The sequence below is a fragment of the Parapusillimonas granuli genome, from assembly GCF_013416525.1.
Taxonomy (GTDB): Bacteria; Pseudomonadota; Gammaproteobacteria; order Burkholderiales; family Burkholderiaceae_B; genus Parapusillimonas; species Parapusillimonas granuli.
The window spans coordinates 114,565-131,354 of the sequence record NZ_JACCEM010000010.1 but is presented as its reverse complement, the minus strand read 5'-3'; the positions used below and the strand labels follow the sequence as shown (position 1 = coordinate 131,354).

The window sequence follows — 16,790 nt, the reverse complement described above, 5'->3', positions numbered from 1 at the left end:
CGATTCAACGTGTCTTCACCGGAACAATACTCCGAAACCTTTTGATTTATTGCTGCATCTATTCACCGTCATAGTCAGAAGGTTTGCATTCGCCATATATAAGGAGTAAATGGCGCTGTGGTTAGGCTTCCCGATCACGGGGCTTCGAATGCCCAACGTAGTGCTGTTGCGGACATGACCTGTATCCCGAGAATTCAAGAATGAAGATAGACATCATTAGCAGTGATGGTATTCATGCGTCGGAGAAGGAGGCTCTAGAGCGCATGCGCACGGCCTTCAACGCATCCGAGTTCAGTCAGTCATGGCAGGGTTATGCCGGATTTATGATGATGGATACGACGTATCGAGATCGTGAAATCGACTTGGTATTACTGACCCATGACCGACTTTTGCTTATCGAGTTGAAAAAGTGGCGTGGCAAGATTGAGCCTATGCAGGATCATTGGCTACGTGACGGTGAAGACATGGGCCGCTCGCCTGTGAAGGTTCTGGCGGATAAGTGGAAGATTCTCTCTTCCAAGATACGTAATCGACTTAAGGAGCCTGCCCGCTCGGTTTTCATTGATTATCGCGTTGTAATGTGCGGCCCTGCGGATTTCTCGGAAATACCGGATGATGAGAAAGCGTTTGTTTGTACACTCGATCAGTTTCTGAAAATAGCTAAGCAAGGCGGCTACCGGAGGGAATTTAGTACGTCGTGTGCGGGAAAACCAAATCAACATCTGCAGGTCTTCACTCAGTTTTTCCGTGGTCGTGATTTCAAACCCTCTGGCTTTTCCTTCAATAATTTTCGGATTGCTGGCGAGGCGACCTTCCAACACCCAAAGGCGTTGTACAAGGAGTACAAGTCGGTAAAGAAGGATGATCAGCGTCATGAAGCATTGCTTCGGCGGTGGGATTTTTCGGTACTGTCTGGTATTGCCGATACCATTGATGAGCGCGCGCGCATTGCGTTGCGCGAACATAAGGTCATAGGCTTTATCCAGGAGCAATGCGAGTATTTAGATGGCGTAGTGCTTCAACCGCTGTCTCATCCAACGCGTGACGACATCGACGCTGATTTTTGCGAGCTGTATCGGCTACCTTCACGTCAACTCAGACTTAATGAGTTCGTCCAACGCCATGGTCCAGACATAAGCTTTAATGATCGCCTGGCCATTATTAAGGTTTTGCTGTCACATTTTGCTGATTTGCACGATGCTGGTGTGGCGCACCGTGATATTAGTGATCATAGCCTGTGGCTGGAACGTCCTTCGAAAGTCTCTATCTCGGGTTTACTGACTGCCTATTTTCCCGAAGTAGGAACAGTGGGACCTCTGCGTAACAGCCTGCGGGCGGGCCAGGCTGTGCTTCCCGAGGACTCTGAGCTAGGCCAAGGTGAGTCGAGTGATGCGTTTCAAGGTGACGTTTACCTATTGGGAGCCGCAGCGCATCATGTGCTGTTTTTGAGCCCGCCGCCTCAGGCGGAGGGAATTTTCCAATGGGAAGAGCCAACTGATATCACTTGCGATCCAGACCTGGCCGATTGGTTTGCTAAAGCTCTAGATCTGGTGCCATCAGCGCGTTTTCCTAATGCCCGCGTTATGCTCGATGCCCTGAACGGTTTGGCCATTGGCAGGCAGCCCAAAGGTGAGGTGGACATGCGCGCCTTTGAGCCTTATCGCAGTGAGATCATGCCTATTGTGACTTATCCCTTGGAGGAAAACCTCAAACAAGGGAACAGTCATCTTTATCGCTCAACGGTTGGAGGTCGACCGGTTTCTGTCAAAATCTGGTACGGTCGCCGTCCAGATCCAAAGCGTTCGGAAGAAACTCATGTGTTGAAGGCGTTTCTCGACAAAGCATGGTTGATAAAAACTCAGCCAAGTACGTCGTTAGCTCCAATAGTCGATTTTGGCATTTCAGATGCCGGCACTTTTCTAGTCCAGCATTGGGTGGATGGTCATGGCATATTTGAAGCTGGCGCAGCCTGTGAAACGGCGTCAGACATACTTGCGTTGTGCCATCAACTGGTCAAGGCTACTAGGCATCTTCATGCTTTGGATATTCAGCACGGTGATTTGCATCCTGGTAATGTCCTAGTTGAATCCGGTGAAGTACGCTTTATCGATGCCATTGACCTCCTGCAGGGAGGGGGAGTTGAGCCGCACAACATAGCCTATGCGCCTGGGGATTACGGCACAGTCTCACCGGAGCAGCGCGATTGCTACGCGGTAGCGAAAATTTGTGCGGAATTATTGGACTGCGTTTCGTCTTGGGGGGAAACGGATCCAGCACCTTTGCGTGAGGAGATTCGACGCTGTCTTGATCGTGAGTTGCGTGTGCACGCACTCGATCTAATTGATGCGCTCTGATTTTTTTACGTCACGTCGGACTTACATCGTCTCCTCGGGCACGTCCCACACGCTCCGCACAGTCGATGAACTGCCGTAGAGGCTCCATGATTTCGCCTTCTGGTCGCAGTAGATACGTTGTAAGGCAGGCACCTTGCTCTGCGAGCGGTCGAGTCACCACGTCCACCTGAGCGCAGCCCTCCAGATGCGCTGCGCTCGAAAAGCCCACGCCGTAGCCGGCAGCTACCAAGACCAGCATCAGCGAATGGGTGCTGACGTACTCGGCCACGGTCGGCTGCGCCTCCACCGAACGTAACAGGCGTTCGCCCTGCTGATGGCAGCCGGAGCAGGCCTGTTGATCGCACAGTACCAGGGGATAGTTCACCACTTCCTGCAGCGGCACGTCCTTGTATGCCAGCAGCGGATGTCGCGCCGGCATGGCCACCAAGAACGGGTCGTGCCACAGGGGCGCCGCCACAATCTCGGTGCCTACCTCATAGGCCATCGCGAGGCCTGCGTCGAAAAGGCCTATATGCAGACCTTTCAGGATCTGCGCCAGCGGCACTTCGGACAATCGGATGCTAATCTCTGGCGCTTCCTGTCGGCACAACGCGAGTAGCGCCGCCAGCCGCGTGCGCCCTACGTCGCCTGACAGCCCGATGCGCAGCGTGCCGTGATACCCCGCCGCTGCAGCCCGCGCGCGGGCCCGCGCTTGTTCACAGGCCAGTATTACGCGACGGGCATCTTCCAGGAATGCCTGGCCGGCCCAGGTCAGACGGACGGTGTGGGCAGTTCGGAGCAGCAGCGTCACACCCAAGTCCGCTTCCAGTTTGCGGATCGTGCGCGATAGCGGCGACTGTTCGATGTGCAAGCGCTTCGCGGCCCGGCTGAAGTGCAGTTCCTCGGCAACCGCGATGAAGGCCTGGATATGGCGCATGTTCATATTTTCTCCCTATCTGTGAAGCCACCGCCTATGGCCTTGGTCGCAGTTAAGGAGAAGAATGCAATCTTTGCAATCGCCCCTCGCAGCATGCGATGCCTAGCGGAGGTGTTGCTAAAAAGCGCCCGAACTCGATCACCTCTGATGGACTGCTGACATCATGGAACAACCAAATTGGTCAGACGCTAGGGGAATGACGGCAGTGAAGCATCGATTCCTCGCCGAGTGCGGTGACTGTTGCTCTACTGATTCCTATCCCACAGTGACTCACGTCTTTCTGCCAACTTCATGGCCGTCCTTGAGCGCATTGATGCGCTGGTTAAGAGTTGGATAAGAAAACTCACCGACGCGAACATCAACCAGGCGCCCCGCCGCGTTGAAAAACAGGGTCGTTGGTAGACCTCTGTGACCCAGTGAGCGGGCGACCTCGCCTGTGGAATCAAGCAGCACATTACGCAGCGACAGCTTGTTTCCTGTGAGGAACTGCTGAATTTTGGCAGGTGCTTCGCCTTGATTGAGAAAGACGATGTTGACCTCAAGATGCTCGTTCTGGACACGCTCGAAGACGGGCATTTCGCGACGGCAAGGCGGGCACCAAGTAGCCCATAGATTGATCACCGTGGGCTTTCCAACGTAGGACGACAGCGAGATCTGATCACCCTCCATAGAAAGCGTGTTGAAGTCAGGCAGGAGCTGGCTTTCACGAGACGGCAAGGTCAGGACTGCCGTTCCGACGACCCAAATCACACTTGCAGCAATCAAGCCCGACAGCAAGGGCTTCTTCATTGCCGGAAAACGTCGGACCACCATCGTGGCATAGAGCCATGCTGCCAGTAGACCAGCCCAGGGAGACCATCCTCCGTCACGAAGATCAAAAATGCTCCATGGTGTGCTGGAGTAGGCATCATGATGCTGGAGCAGGAACCCCAAGCGAGCGCAGATCGCGCTGACGAAAAGAACGCGGTAGATTCGACTCTCTACTTCGACGCCGGCTTTGCGCCCCAGGTAATTTCCGACCAACAAAGCAATGGCCAGGACGAGCGCAACGAGGACCAAACTCGGCGGCAGTGACACTGGTCCTATCTGAATGGCATGAATCAAGTTCTAGCTCCCGCCTTGAACGAGCGGGCCGAGACATCCGCTCGCCAGTTCTTGGGCAGGAGGCGCCTCTCGCCTGCTGGTGGATGGCCTGGCGTATCGCACGGCAGGTTGTACCCTCAGGTCACCTGCAAGGAGCCCTTTGCATTCATGAGAAGCTCGATGACATCCGGTGCCGTGATGACCTCGAAGCGCGGGTCCATTTGCTCGGCTGTCAAGCCGTTGTGGATCATGCAAGAGCCGCAGACGGCGATGCGGCCACCTTTCTCGATGTACTTGGCCAGCAGGTCTGCAACGGGCTCGAACGGCTTGCCGATCGCCATGCCTGCCGTAGCCCCGGGCTTGCCGAGTTCGACGGCTTCGACCATCAGGATGATTGTGGCCGTGTGGCCTTTGAGCAAGGCGTTGAGGGCCATAGTGAAGGTCACGGTGACCTTGTTCGGATTGCTGGTGCCGTCGAAGACGGTCGCGACGAAATCAGTGGTTTGCATGTTCAGCTCCTGGTCAGTGTATGAATAGAACGGTGGGACGGTCTACGGGGTGAGGTTGCGTGGATTTTGGCAAAGGTGCTCATGCCGAAGCCTTCAACTGCCGGCTTGCATCCTTGAGCGCGCTTTGCACCATTTCCTCGATGCTGGGGTGGTAGTACGGCATCGTCAGCAGACTCTCGACCGTCTCCCCGCGCTGGATGGCCCAGGCCAGCAAGTGGGCCAGATGTTCGCCGCGCGTGGCGAGCAGGCCGGCACCTAGCAGGCGCCCATTGCCGCGGTCCACATACAGGCGAACGAGGTTGCCTTCGGCATCCATCACGCGCGATCGACCATTGGCGTCGCCTTGCGCGGAGCCGATGACGGTCTGGTCGAGATTCAGCGTGTCGTAGGCTTGACCGACCGTCGCGATGTCGGGGTCGCTGAACACGATCGCCAGCGGCGTGCGGCGTGGCGGGAGTTCGGCAAGGGGGGAGCCACCAAGCGATTGCGCAGCGGCACGCGCTGCGATCAGTCCTTCATCGACGGCCTCATGCATCAGCGGCCGAATGGCACTCACATCACCGGCGAGAAACACGAGGGACGAGCCGGCACGCAGGGTCTTGGCATGCAGGACCGGCTGTCCGCGTGCATCAAGCGGCACGCCTGCCAGTTGCAGATCCAGACCTTCGACATTGGGACGGCGACCCAGTGCGGCCAGAACGACGTCCACTTGTTCGACGGCGTCGCCGCTGCGCAGCTCGATTGATTGCTGCCGGGCAGTGGCTTCGACGGGCCGCCCCAGCCACATGGTGATCTCGCCGCTGAAGTGCTCGATGGCACGCGCACCGATCTTGGGGTCGGTGATGCCTGCGGGCAAGGCCTTCATGTCACCGGCGACCAGTCGAACCCCGAGCCGCGACAGCGCCAACCCCATTTCCAGCCCGATGGCGCCCAGTCCCAACATTCCGACGCTCCTGGGAAGGGTGTCCAGGTCGAACAGACTATCCGTGGTGAGCAGCCGATCGCCCAGCGCCGCAAGAGCCTGCGGAACCACCGGCCGGGAGCCGGTGGCGACGATGAACGCCCGAGCGTGAATGGGCTGGCCGTTGACGTCCACGGTGTTGGGACCGGTGAAACGCGCCGTTCCCGTGAGAAGCCGATCTCCTGCGACCTCGCGGGTGCGCTTGGCGGTGTTACCAGCGAGCAGGTCGCGCGTCCTGCGGGCGTGGCTCCACAAGTCGTCAGGAGTGGCCGAGCCCGCAGGTGCGGCGGCCTCTTTCAGCAGCGCGCGCAGGTTGGCCCACTGGTGGCCGGCATGCAGTGCTGCCTTGGAAGGCATGCAGCCCACCCGGGCGCAGGTCGTGCCCAAAGGGCCATGGTCGATCAGAAGGGCGGACAGGCCGAGGCGACGCAATTCGCTGAAAGCCGTGAGACCGGCAGTGCCAGCTCCGATGATGGCAACGTCGGTGGTGATGGACGAGGGCATGCTAGGGGTTCTCCTTCGTTGTGTCTGCGACGTGGCAGCAGGTCTCGGCAGCCCAAGGGTTCGACGCAGAAATGGCCAGGTCGTTGGACGACGGCGCGTGGTACTTGAGCCAGAAGGCTTCGCGACAGGTCGAGTTGAAAGTCATTCGCGCAGGCGTGATCCGCTCGTCGGAATGCCCGTCTGAAACGACCTCGTAGGTGATCCAGCATTCCGGGCAGATATCGACATCCACCGGCACCGAGTCCTGCTCGGTCGTGCAGAAGATCATGGCGCCATCGGTGAACCGATAAGTGATGGTCTCCCGGGTTACGTCGAACCCATCCTCCTGCCAGCTCGACGCCTCACGCGTCATGCTCTCGATGCAGGTCAGGCTGCGGCGTTGGCGGATAGCTGCGATGTAGCTGGCCAAGTGCCGCATGGAAGCGCCCTATCGCTCTACCGGCAACGAGTTGGAAGGCGTTTCGGCCATGAACTCGTCGAAGGCGGCCACGGCGTTGGCTGCGTACATCGCAGAGGGGCCGCCCCCCATATAGACCGCCACGCCCAGGGTCTCGTGCACTTCGGCTTTCGTCGCCCCCAGACGGGCCAAGGCCTTGGCATGAAAGCCGATGCAACCGTCGCAGCGTGTGGCGACGCCAATCGCCAGTGCAATCAACTCTTTGGTCTTGGCGTCCAACGCCCCATCGGCGATGGCGGCTTTGCCCATTTCCGTGAAGCTCTTCATGACCTGTGGAACGCTGGCACGCAGCGGTGCCAGGTTGGAGGTGATCTGCTTCGTCACGTTCTTGTAGCTGGTCGTCGTCATGGAAGTTTCCCTGGCTCAATGGGCGTTTGCGGTGCCGGCCGGCTGCCGCCGAGCAGGCCACCAGCCAGCGATGGTGTAGGCCAATATGGTCGATCCGACCAGGCCGGCGCCGAACACCAGGGCGATCAAGAACCAGTCGGCCGGGCCGGCGGCATCGGTGAAGCCCGAGGAAGACACCTTGGCCATCAGGACCAAAGCCAGTGCTCCCCCGACGATGCCCAGCGCCTCCGAACGCACCAGGCGGCGTGACACGAGGCCTTTCTCGCGCACCAGCAGGGCGACGAAGGCGACCAGGCCCAGGACGACGACGGCCAGGAGAATCCACAGCAAGGGGCCGAGCATTTCCTGGAAAACAGCCAGCAGGATGAAGGGATCGAGTTCTTTCATGGCGGTGTCTCCTTAGGCGCGGCCGCGCAGCATGCTGATGTAGGTGGGCTTGAGCGCCATGGTCTTCATGACCCAACTGATCCACAGTTCCTCCAGCGGCGCGATCACGCCGGGGAAGGATGGCACCAGGTTGTTCTGGTAGTCGAACTCCACCAGCATGGCGCGGCCCAATCGCGTGATCAGTGGGCACGAGGTGTAGCCTGTGTAGAGCGCGTCCGAGGTCTTGCCCGCGATCTCGGCAACGATATGGTCGACCGCGACGGGGACCTGCCATTTCACGCTCGCTGCGGTCTTGCCCTTGGGCACCCCGGCGATGTCACCGACGCCGAAAACGTTACGGTAGCGCACATGACGCAGCGTGCCCTTGTCGACCTCCAGCCAGCCTTCGGCGGCCCACGCGCCGGTTTGCCAGGGCAGCGGGCTGTTGCGGATGGGCTCGGGCGCACGCATGGGGGGAATGACGTGGATGAAGTCGAAACCCTGTTCTTCGGTTCCCGCCGGCGTGTTGAAGGTGGCGATGCGCTTGCCCGGATCGATGGCCTTGAGAACGCGCTCGTAGTTCACCTGGATGCCGCGCTCCTGGAACAGCATGCGCACCTTCTCCGAGACGATGGGTACGCTGAACAGCGCCTTGTTGTTCGAGTTGTAGACGACCTCCGCCTTGCTGCGCTGGCCGCGCCGGCTCAGGTAGTCGTCCGTGATGAAGGTGTACTTCAGCGGCGCGCCCGCGCACTTCATCTCGGTGCCGGGGCGTAGAAAGACGCCACGACCGCCCTTGTCGGCGAAAGCCGACATGGCTTGCCACGTGGCTTCGGCCTTGGCCGGGCTGTGGTAGATGCTGCCGATGCCGTTCTTGCCGATCAGGTCCTCTTCCATGCCTTCGATCAGGCCGTACTCCAGCTTCATGCCGGTGGCGACGACGAGGAAGTCGTATGCATGGGCCTGGCCGCTTTCCGTGACGACCTTCTTGCCTTCCGGATCGAACTCGGCCACGCGTTCCTGCACCAGCTCGACGCCGGCGGGCACGTATTCGGCGGTGGTGGACACCACGTAGCCTGCGGGCTTGATGCCCGAGCCCACCAGCGTGAAGCCTGGTTGGTAGAAATGCTCCTTGCGCGCGTCGATCAGCGTGATCTTCGCGCCGTCCAGCGCTTCCGAGAGGCGCGATGCTGCCGCCAGGCCCGCGGCGCCGGCGCCTGCGATGACGATGCGGGCCGTGGTCTTGACCTTGTTCGCCGCGCTGGCGATGCCCGGCGTGAGCGCGATGCCTGCGGCACCGGCCGCTCCGAGCGTCAGCAAAGCCCGGCGGCGATTGAGTGGTTGGACAAGCGCGTTGTCTCGTTCGATAGGGTTGTTGTGGTGTTTCATGGTCTCGTAGTCCGTTCACTTCGGGGCGCAGTAGATGTCCCAGAGCATGCGCATGACGCGCACGACGTTGTCGTTGGCCAGCCGGTAGTAGACGTACTTCCCCTCCTTCTCGGTTTCGACCAGCCCTTCCTGACGCAGCACGGCCAACTGCTGCGACAAGGTGGGCTGGCGAATGCCGGTGATGGCTTCCAACTCGCCCACGTTGTGGCGTGCGGATGCGATCTGGCACAGCAGCATCAAGCGGTCTTCGTTGGCAAGAACCTTGAGCAAGGCGCACGCTTCTCCAGCGTGCTCACGCAGTTGCTCGGGCGCTTTCAGATCGCTCTTGTTGAACTACGGCATCGTGGATTTCTCTGTCAAACGCATGAGGAAATTATAATATGTAAAAGTATATATCATATCCAGAGGAGCCCCATGAATGTGAAGACTGCTGATTGCCCTGTCGACGTGCCGTTCTCGCTGGCTTCCGAGGCCTGCCGATGAGCGGGGCCTCCACCTCCCAACGGTCCTCTGCAGCGGAGCGGTGGATGCCGGTCTTGTCCTGGGGGAAAACCTATGACCGAGGCCAATGGTCCGCGGACATGCTTGCGGCCGGCATCGTCACGCTGATGCTGATTCCCCAGAGCCTGGCCTACGCCATGCTGGCTGGCCTGCCACCGCAGGCTGGCCTCTATGCGAGCATGCTTCCCCTGCTTGCCTATGCGGTGTTCGGCAGCAGCCGCACACTGGCTGTCGGGCCGGCGGCGGTGACGTCGTTGATGACCGCCGCAGCCATCGGACAGGTTGCGGCGGCGGGCTCCGCCGACTATTGGGCGGCCGCGCTTGTGCTGGCTTTGCTGTCTGGCCTGATGCTGACCCTCATGGGCGTGCTGCGGCTTGGCTGGTTGGCGAACTACCTCAGTCACCCGGTCATATCCGGCTTCATCTCGGCGTCCGGCGTGCTGATCGCCTTGAGCCAGGCCAAGCACGTGCTGGGGATTGCGGCATCGGGCGATACCCTGCCGGAACTGCTTCCCGCGCTATGGCGAGGTCTGCCCCAGACCAATGGCCCTACCGTGGCGCTGGGGCTGTCGGCGCTCTTGTTCCTGTGGTGGTCGCGCAGCGGGCTCAAGCCATGGCTGCGCCGCATCGGCATCGGGCAGCGCTGGGCAGATGCCCTCGCCAAGGCGGGACCCGTGGCAGCAATCGCGGCGACCACAGCCGCAGTCTGGGCCTGGGACTTGGCCGCGCACGGCGTGCGTGTGGTAGGGGTGGTGCCACAGGGACTTCCGCCGTTCACGCCTCCCACGTGGAACCCGGCCCTGTGGACGGAACTGGCCGTGCCAGCGCTGTTGCTCAGCGTGGTCGGCTTCGTTGAATCCATCTCGGTGGGGCAGACGCTCGCGGCCAAACGGCGCCAACGTGTCGAACCGGATCAGGAACTGGTCGCGCTGGGAGCGAGCAATGTGGCAGCGGCCTTCACGGGTGGTTTGCCGGTAACGGGTGGCTTTTCGCGTTCCGTGGTCAATTTCGACGCCGGCGCGCAGACGCCGGCGGCCGGGATCTACACCGCCATCGGCATTGCCGTTGCGACCTTGCTGCTCACGCCGCTGCTGCACCACCTGCCACAGGCCACCCTGGCAGCCACGATCGTGGTGGCGGTGCTCTCGCTGGTCGATCTGGGCATGCTCAAGCGCACCTGGCAATACTCACGCTTCGACTTCACCGTGGTGGGGGCCACGCTGGTCACGACCCTGCTGGCGGGCGTGGAGACTGGCCTGATCGCCGGGGTAGGCCTAGCGCTGATGCTGCATCTGTACCGCAGCAGCCGGCCGCACGTGGCTGTCATCGGGCTCGTGCCCGGGACCGAACACTTTCGCAACGTGCTTCGCCATCTCGTGCTCACGAGCCCGCAGGTGCTGGGGCTGCGCGTCGACGAAAGCCTGTATTTCGCCAACGCACGCTATCTGGAGGACCGTATCAACGAGGCTGTTGCGGATCACCCCGAACTCCAGCACGTGGTTCTTCAGTGCTCGGCCATCAACGACATCGACGCCAGCGCGCTCGAAAGTCTGGAAGCGATTGAGGCGCGGCTGAACGAGGCGGGCATTCGGCTTCACCTGTCGGAGGTGAAGGGTCCAGTGATGGACAAGCTCGCCGGTACACCGTTTCTGAAGCAGCTCAGCGGACGGGTCTACCTCACCCACTATCAAGCCGTCGCCGAATTGGCGCCTCACAGCCTGGCCTGAGGCAGCCAGGGCCGCGGCCAAGGTTGGCAGGGGGTCAAAGGCGCATCTGGGTGACATTCTTCAACGCACTTCGTTGAACATCCGGTGGTGCAAGCGCCGCAGTGACCACCATACGCTTGCGGCCACGAGTGGAATCGCTACCGCTGCCGTGCTCTCGGGCGAGAAGCCCCACCCGAGCTTCTGCGCTCCCTTCGCCAGGTAGCTCACGAGACCGACGATGTAGTAGGTGATGGCCGCTACCGACAATCCCTCCACCGTGGATTGGAGCCTGAGCTGCAAGTCCCCTCGACGGTTCATCGCGGCAAGCAGGGCCTGGTTGTTCTGCTGCTGCTCAATTTCTACACGCGTGCGCAGCAGGTTGCTCATGCGTGAAACACGCTCGGACAGTGCGTTCTGCCGCCGTGCAGCCCAGGCGCAGGTGCTGCGCGCAGGGCTCAGCCGCCGCTCCATGAACTCACCTATCGTCTGTAGGCCACCGAGCCGGGATTCGCCGATGTCCTGTATCCGCCGGTCCACCAGTTCGAAGTACGCGCTGCTGGCCGAGAAGCGCGAATGGGTGGCGGCGTACTGGCCCTCGACCTGGCCCGCCAGCCGCGTCAGGCGGTCAAGCAGCACAGGCTCGGCATCGCGGTTGGAGACACGGATGGCTTGGGCCAACTCTGCCAGTTCAAGCTCGGCACTGACCAAGGTTGCACTGGCATCACGCGCAGCGGGCAGGCCAAGCAGAGCAGCCATACGGTACGTTTCGATTTCCAGCAACTGCTGGACGATCCGACCCAGGCGCTGGGGCGAAAGTGCCTCGGCCACGAGCAGCATGCGCGAGAAGCCATCGGCATGGATGGCAAAGTCGGTATAGACCTCACCCTGGTCATTCGCGACGACGGAAGCGACGAGCGATTCCTCGCGCAACCAACTGCATAGCGCTGGATCGGCATTCCCATCCCGCTTGCCAGCCACCCACAGATGCAAGGCACACAGGCATTCGCCGGGCAGCGCGGCGAGCCAGTCACGCGGAACGGCCTCCAACGCCGTCATTGGGGCGCGCCCATCCTTGGACAAGGCATCGCCAGCCGGTATGACCGTGAAGGTCCAAGAGACGAACTCTGTGTGCAATTCCCAACGGATGCGGAACGCCCCTAGGTCTACGCGCAAGTGGGTGGTGTCCGCATCTGGCGGAGCTTGGTGATGGTCGCGCAGAAACGTGGCCAAGTGTGCGCGGCTCGCATCACGGCCCATCGCGTCGGTCAACATCACGATGTGCGTGATCGCCAGCGGCGCCACCAGGGCTTCGGGCGGGCGTGCATGGACTTCGTTATGCAGCAACACGCGCTGGGCATGCTGCGTGGGGTGCGAGGCGCGGGTCATGGACGATCAGAGTCCAGGCGGTTTGGTTGAGGACAACATCTCCCCCATGCCAGTGGTTGCCTTTGCACAGCCGCCTTATTGTGTGACGGTCGTCGAGGCTGTGGCGCGACGGCGGTGCAACGTCAGCCAGCCCAGCATCACCAGTACAACGGCGATGAGCGGCAGCATCAGGGTGTTGATGGTTTCCCATCCCGAAGTGTTCAGCAGGCGCCCCGAGCCGAACGACGCCACTGCCACGGTGCCGAACACCAGGAAGTCATTGAGCGCCTGCACCTTTGCTCGCTCTGCGGGCGTGTAGGTGTCGGTCACCATGGCCGTGGCGCCGATGAAGCCGAAGTTCCAGCCTACGCCTAGCAGGATCAGCGAGCCCCAGAAGTGCAACAGCTCCAGCCCGGCCAATGCCAGCAGGCCAGAGGCGGCGATCAACACCAGACCCAGCGCCGTGATGGCGATCTTGCCGAAGCGGGCGATCAAGTGGCCGGTGAAGAAGCTCGGGGCAAACATGGCCAGCACGTGCCACTGGATGCCCAGTGCGGCTTCGCCGACCGTGTGGCCGCATCCGACCATGGCCATCGGGGCAGCGGTCATGATGAAGGCCATCAGGCCATACGAGACGATGCCCGCAGTGACCGCCACGACAAAGCCAGGGCTGCGGGCAATGGTGCCAACCGGCCGTGCGGTGCCTTCCGCCACGGCAGCTTGAGGCGGCGGAGCACGCAGCAGCCACAGCAGAGGCAAGGCCAGCAAGGCCAGGCCGGCCTGGCCGAGAAAGCTGCCGGCGAACGGCGCCATGGGCCAGGCATCTCGCGTCCAGATGACGACCTGCGGGCCGATGACGGCGGCAACCAGGCCGCCAACCATGATGCGCGAGATGGCCTTCGCCCGTTGCGATGGCTCCACCGCGTCGGTGGCGGCGAAGCGGTAGCTCTGCACGCAAGCACCGTAGAAGCCCGCCATGGCGGCGCCCACGCAGAAGGTAGCGAAGTCGCCTTGCACTACACCGTAGGTGGCGATCAGTCCGGAGACGCTGCCCAGCAACGCGCCCAGCACGTAGGCCGCGCGCCGGCCCAGGCGGCGCATGAGCACCGCTGCGGGGATGGTCGAGAGTGCGAGCCCTAGGTTGTAGAGGCTGACAGGCAGCGTCGACAGCGATGGGTCGCTGGCCAGCATCTGCCCGACGATCCCCCCCAGTGAGATGATGATGGGCGGCGCAGCGCCGCCCAGGGATTGGGAAGCTACCAGCAACCACACATTGCGTTGGGCATCGGCGGTGTTGGCTGCACCTGTCGATGTCGCCATGATGGAACTTGTCATGGGCTCGCGTCGTAATGGGGCGCGCAGTCTGGTTCAGGGCTCCTTGGGATCGAGGCGGTCGCGCCGGACCGCTTCGTCCTCCATCAACTCGAACCACATTGCATTGAGAACGGCGAAGGCGGCTGCCAGGGGCAAGCCGAGAATCCAGGCGAAATACCACATGGTCAATGTCCTATGAATGATGGTGTGCGTGCGTCAGTACGCATGGCCCTTGCCGTCCTGGATGGCCTCGGGGTCGACCTTGCCGCGCAGGACCGAGAACACCCAACTGGTGTACGCCAGGATGATGGGCATGAAGATGACCGTTGAAACGAGCATGATGAACAGCGTCAGGTGACTCGACGACGAGTCCCACACAGTCAGGCTCGCCGACGGGTTGACCGACGAGGGCAGGATGAAGGGGAACATGGACACGCCCACGCTGGCGACGATGCCCGCGATGCCGACGCCGCCGGCGAGCAGCGCAGCCAGCGGCCGGCGCATGGCCAGACAGAGCGCCGCGATCACCGGCCCGGCCAGACCCAGCGCCGGCACCACCCACAGTGCTGGATGGGTGGCGTAGTTGGCGAACCACGCGCCGCCCTGCGGCACGGCGTTCTTGAGCAGAGGGTTCGAAGCGCCTGAAGTGTCGATGCTGCCGGTGATGGCATACCCCGTCACGAAGTAGGCCAGCAGCACGCCCGCCACGGCATACAGCACCGTTGTGAGAAGCGCCGCCACGATCCCGAAACGGCGCGCGCGTTCGGCCACGGTGCCCGAGGTCTTGAGCTGCAGCCAGGCGGCGCCGTGCATAACCAGCATCGCGACCGAAACCAGGCCGGCGAGCAAGGCATAAGGGTTGAGCAGCCCGAAGAACGAGCCGTCGTAGAAGATCTGCATGTCGTCCTCGATGCGAAACGGCACGCCCTGCAGCACGTTGCCCATCGCCACGCCGAAGATCAGTGCGGGCACGAAGCCGCCTACGAACAAGGCCCAGTCCCATCGGCTGCGCCATGCAGGTTCCTCGCGCTTGCTGCGGAACTTGAAGGCCACCGGCCGCAGGATCAGCGCGACGAGGATCGCGAACATCGCCAGGTAGAAGCCCGAGAACGACACCGCGTAGAGCTGCGGCCAGGCCGCGAAGATGGCCCCCCCGCCGAGGATCAGCCAGACCTGGTTGCCTTCCCAGACCGGGCCGATGGTGTTGATGACGACACGGCGCTCGACGTCGCTGTGTGCAACGAAAGGCAGCAGCGTTCCGGTGCCCAGATCGAAACCATCGGTGAGGGCAAAGCCGATCAGCAGCACCCCCAGCAGCGCCCACCAGATCAGGCGCAGGACATCGTAGGAGATCAGTTCGTGCAGGATCATGTTCGTTTCTCCTTGGGGTGTTACTGCGCAGGCGCCAGGTCGGCCGAAGCGGCGGGCCGACCTTCGACGCGGGCCGGCGCATGGTCATCGGGGCCTTTGCGGATCGCCTTGAGCATCAGCTTCATCTCGATGACGAGCAGGACGGTGTAGATCGCGACGAAGCCAGCGATCGTGAGCAGCACGGTCGATGCGCCCAAGTTCGAGACGGCCACGGCCGTCGGCAGAACGCCTTCGATGACCCAGGGCTGACGCCCCACTTCGGCCACGATCCAGCCGAGTTCAGCGGCGATCCAGGGCAAGGGGATGGACCACACGGCGACCTTGAGCAGCCATCGGTGCGCATCCAGTTTGCGCCGCGCCGACAACCAGAAGAACACGGCGGTCAGCAGGATGAAGAAGAAGCCCAGGCCGACCATCAGCCGGAACGCCCAGAACAGCGGCGCCACCCATGGAACGGTGTCCCATGCAGCCTGGGATATCTGTTGCGGCGTGGCCTGGCGGGGGTCGTCCACGTAGCGTTTGAGCAGCAGCGCGTAGCCCAGCGTATGCCCATGCTCCTCGAAAGCGGCCTGCACCTGCGGGGGGACGTCCGCGCCACCCTTCACGGCGCGGATCTGCTGCAGGGCGTCGTATGCCACGATGCCGTCCCGGATGTGCGTCTCGGCACGCGCGACCAGCTCGTCGATGCCGGGAATCTCGGTGGTCAGCGAACGTGTGCCGATCAGTCCCATGGCCCAGGGGATGTGCACCGCATAGTGTGTCTCGCGCGCCGCCTGATCGGGAAAGCCGAAGGCGGTGAACGCGGCCGGCGCGGGCTCGGTCTTCCACATCGCTTCGATGGCGGCCAGCTTCATCTTCTGGTGCTCGGTGGACAGGTAGCCGCTCTCGTCGCCCAGCACCACAACCGACAGCGCGGAGGCGAGGCCGAACGATGCCGCGACCGTCATGGAACGCTTGGCAAGCTGCAGGTGGCGCCCCTTGAGAACGTACCAGGCCGAAATCCCGAGCACGAAGATGGCGGCTGTCACATAGCCGGCCGAGACGGTGTGCACGAACTTGGCCTGCGCCACCGGGTTGGTCAGCACGGCGAAGAAGTCCGTCATCTCCATGCGCATGGTCTGCGGATTGAACTGGGCGCCGACCGGGTTCTGCATCCAGCCGTTGGCGATCAGTATCCACAGCGCCGAGAAGTTCGATCCCAGCGCCACACACCAGGTGACCACCAGATGCCCGACTTTGGAAAGGCGGTCCCAGCCGAAGAAGAACAGACCGACGAAGGTCGCTTCCAGGAAGAAGGCCATCAGCCCCTCCAAGGCGAGTGGCGCTCCGAAGATGTCGCCCACGTAGTGGCTGTAGTAGCTCCAGTTCATGCCGAACTGGAACTCCATCACGATGCCGGTGGCCACGCCCATGGCGAAGTTGATGCCGAACAGCACGCCCCAAAACTTGGTCATGTCGCGCCAGATGGTCCGGCCCGTCATCACGTAGACCGTTTCCATGATGGCGATCACTATGGACAGGCCCAGCGTCAGCGGTACGAAAAGAAAGTGGTAGAGCGCCGTGATCGCGAACTGCAATCGCGACAGGCTGACGATGTCAAAGTCCATGGCGGTTTCCTCTATCGATGTGAAATCATGTGTGCTTGA

The 16,790-nt window shown here is 61.7% G+C and carries 16 protein-coding genes; 2 read left to right on the top strand and 14 right to left on the bottom strand.

What is annotated here, in order from left to right; genetic code table 11:
- Positions 1–200 precede the first annotated feature (200 nt).
- A complete protein-coding gene (locus tag H0A72_RS18115) occupies positions 201–2,354 on the top strand; it encodes an NERD domain-containing protein kinase family protein (RefSeq protein WP_180157883.1) in 2,154 nt (717 codons plus the stop codon).
- A 10-nt stretch (positions 2,355–2,364) separates the two neighbouring features.
- Here the strand turns inward: H0A72_RS18115 and H0A72_RS18110 are convergent, their stop codons facing one another.
- The 9 genes from H0A72_RS18110 to H0A72_RS18070 all read right to left on the bottom strand — a co-directional run bounded on the left by H0A72_RS18110 (position 2,365) and on the right by H0A72_RS18070 (position 9,205).
- Positions 2,365–3,276, bottom strand: coding sequence for a LysR family transcriptional regulator (locus tag H0A72_RS18110; protein ID WP_180157882.1), 912 nt, complete (start codon positions 3,274–3,276; stop codon positions 2,365–2,367).
- Positions 3,277–3,540: 264 nt separating this feature from the next.
- On the bottom strand, positions 3,541–4,374 hold the full coding sequence (locus H0A72_RS18105; protein ID WP_180157881.1) for a TlpA disulfide reductase family protein: 834 nt from the start codon (positions 4,372–4,374) through the stop codon (positions 3,541–3,543).
- A 116-nt stretch (positions 4,375–4,490) separates the two neighbouring features.
- The gene (locus H0A72_RS18100; RefSeq protein ID WP_180157879.1) at positions 4,491–4,862 is read right to left on the bottom strand and encodes a DsrE family protein; all 372 of its coding nucleotides are present in this window, start codon (positions 4,860–4,862) and stop codon (positions 4,491–4,493) included.
- A 79-nt stretch (positions 4,863–4,941) separates the two neighbouring features.
- Positions 4,942–6,327, bottom strand: a complete 1,386-nt coding sequence (locus tag H0A72_RS18095; RefSeq protein ID WP_180157878.1) for a dihydrolipoyl dehydrogenase — start codon at positions 6,325–6,327, stop codon at positions 4,942–4,944.
- A 1-nt stretch (position 6,328) separates the two neighbouring features.
- On the bottom strand, positions 6,329–6,745 hold the full coding sequence (locus H0A72_RS18090) for a hypothetical protein (RefSeq protein ID WP_180157876.1): 417 nt from the start codon (positions 6,743–6,745) through the stop codon (positions 6,329–6,331).
- A gap of 9 nt (positions 6,746–6,754) precedes the next feature.
- Complete coding sequence (locus H0A72_RS18085; protein WP_180157874.1) at positions 6,755–7,132, bottom strand: carboxymuconolactone decarboxylase family protein; 378 nt, start codon at positions 7,130–7,132, stop codon at positions 6,755–6,757.
- Between the two features lie 15 nt (positions 7,133–7,147).
- Positions 7,148–7,519 (bottom strand): DUF5368 domain-containing protein, encoded by a 372-nt coding sequence (locus H0A72_RS18080; RefSeq protein WP_009521537.1) that lies wholly within the window; start codon positions 7,517–7,519, stop codon positions 7,148–7,150.
- A gap of 12 nt (positions 7,520–7,531) precedes the next feature.
- Positions 7,532–8,887, bottom strand: coding sequence for an NAD(P)/FAD-dependent oxidoreductase (locus H0A72_RS18075; RefSeq protein ID WP_180157872.1), 1,356 nt, complete (start codon positions 8,885–8,887; stop codon positions 7,532–7,534).
- 15 nt (positions 8,888–8,902) lie between these two features.
- The gene (locus tag H0A72_RS18070) at positions 8,903–9,205 is read right to left on the bottom strand and encodes an ArsR/SmtB family transcription factor (protein ID WP_180157986.1); all 303 of its coding nucleotides are present in this window, start codon (positions 9,203–9,205) and stop codon (positions 8,903–8,905) included.
- 209 nt (positions 9,206–9,414) lie between these two features.
- Between H0A72_RS18070 and H0A72_RS18065 the strand changes: the two genes are divergently transcribed.
- Positions 9,415–11,115: a SulP family inorganic anion transporter gene (locus tag H0A72_RS18065; protein ID WP_180157870.1), complete on the top strand. Its 1,701-nt coding sequence runs from the start codon at positions 9,415–9,417 to the stop codon at positions 11,113–11,115.
- Between the two features lie 60 nt (positions 11,116–11,175).
- On the opposite strand, the gene H0A72_RS18060 is transcribed toward H0A72_RS18065, so the two are convergent.
- The 5 genes from H0A72_RS18060 to H0A72_RS18040 form a co-directional block, all read right to left on the bottom strand.
- Positions 11,176–12,480, bottom strand: a complete 1,305-nt coding sequence (locus H0A72_RS18060) for a DUF3422 family protein (protein WP_009521533.1) — start codon at positions 12,478–12,480, stop codon at positions 11,176–11,178.
- Between the two features lie 75 nt (positions 12,481–12,555).
- Positions 12,556–13,794 (bottom strand): MFS transporter, encoded by a 1,239-nt coding sequence (locus H0A72_RS18055; protein ID WP_246436960.1) that lies wholly within the window; start codon positions 13,792–13,794, stop codon positions 12,556–12,558.
- 33 nt (positions 13,795–13,827) lie between these two features.
- Positions 13,828–13,956: a cytochrome bd-I oxidase subunit CydX gene (gene cydX / locus H0A72_RS18050; protein WP_009521531.1), complete on the bottom strand. Its 129-nt coding sequence runs from the start codon at positions 13,954–13,956 to the stop codon at positions 13,828–13,830.
- 33 nt (positions 13,957–13,989) lie between these two features.
- Positions 13,990–15,144, bottom strand: a complete 1,155-nt coding sequence (cydB, locus tag H0A72_RS18045) for a cytochrome d ubiquinol oxidase subunit II (protein ID WP_180157868.1) — start codon at positions 15,142–15,144, stop codon at positions 13,990–13,992.
- A 20-nt stretch (positions 15,145–15,164) separates the two neighbouring features.
- Positions 15,165–16,751 carry a cytochrome ubiquinol oxidase subunit I gene (locus H0A72_RS18040; RefSeq protein WP_180157866.1) on the bottom strand — a complete coding sequence of 529 codons (1,587 nt, stop codon included), beginning with the start codon at positions 16,749–16,751 and terminating at the stop codon, positions 15,165–15,167.
- Between the last annotated feature and the right edge of the window lie 39 nt (positions 16,752–16,790).

Coding starts and splice junctions, on each gene's coding strand:
- H0A72_RS18080 (WP_009521537.1), bottom strand. CDS start 7,519: ATGAAAGAACTCGATCCCTTCATCCTGCTGGCTGTTTTCCAGGAAATG.
- H0A72_RS18090 (WP_180157876.1), bottom strand. CDS start 6,745: ATGCGGCACTTGGCCAGCTACATCGCAGCTATCCGCCAACGCCGCAGC.
- H0A72_RS18075 (WP_180157872.1), bottom strand. CDS start 8,887: ATGAAACACCACAACAACCCTATCGAACGAGACAACGCGCTTGTCCAA.
- H0A72_RS18085 (WP_180157874.1), bottom strand. CDS start 7,132: ATGACGACGACCAGCTACAAGAACGTGACGAAGCAGATCACCTCCAAC.
- cydX (WP_009521531.1), bottom strand. CDS start 13,956: ATGTGGTATTTCGCCTGGATTCTCGGCTTGCCCCTGGCAGCCGCCTTC.
- H0A72_RS18060 (WP_009521533.1), bottom strand. CDS start 12,480: ATGACCCGCGCCTCGCACCCCACGCAGCATGCCCAGCGCGTGTTGCTG.
- H0A72_RS18055 (WP_246436960.1), bottom strand. CDS start 13,794: ATGACAAGTTCCATCATGGCGACATCGACAGGTGCAGCCAACACCGCC.
- H0A72_RS18115 (WP_180157883.1), top strand. CDS start 201: ATGAAGATAGACATCATTAGCAGTGATGGTATTCATGCGTCGGAGAAG.
- H0A72_RS18065 (WP_180157870.1), top strand. CDS start 9,415: ATGCCGGTCTTGTCCTGGGGGAAAACCTATGACCGAGGCCAATGGTCC.
- H0A72_RS18100 (WP_180157879.1), bottom strand. CDS start 4,862: ATGCAAACCACTGATTTCGTCGCGACCGTCTTCGACGGCACCAGCAAT.
- H0A72_RS18110 (WP_180157882.1), bottom strand. CDS start 3,276: ATGAACATGCGCCATATCCAGGCCTTCATCGCGGTTGCCGAGGAACTG.
- cydB (WP_180157868.1), bottom strand. CDS start 15,144: ATGATCCTGCACGAACTGATCTCCTACGATGTCCTGCGCCTGATCTGG.
- H0A72_RS18040 (WP_180157866.1), bottom strand. CDS start 16,751: ATGGACTTTGACATCGTCAGCCTGTCGCGATTGCAGTTCGCGATCACG.
- H0A72_RS18095 (WP_180157878.1), bottom strand. CDS start 6,327: ATGCCCTCGTCCATCACCACCGACGTTGCCATCATCGGAGCTGGCACT.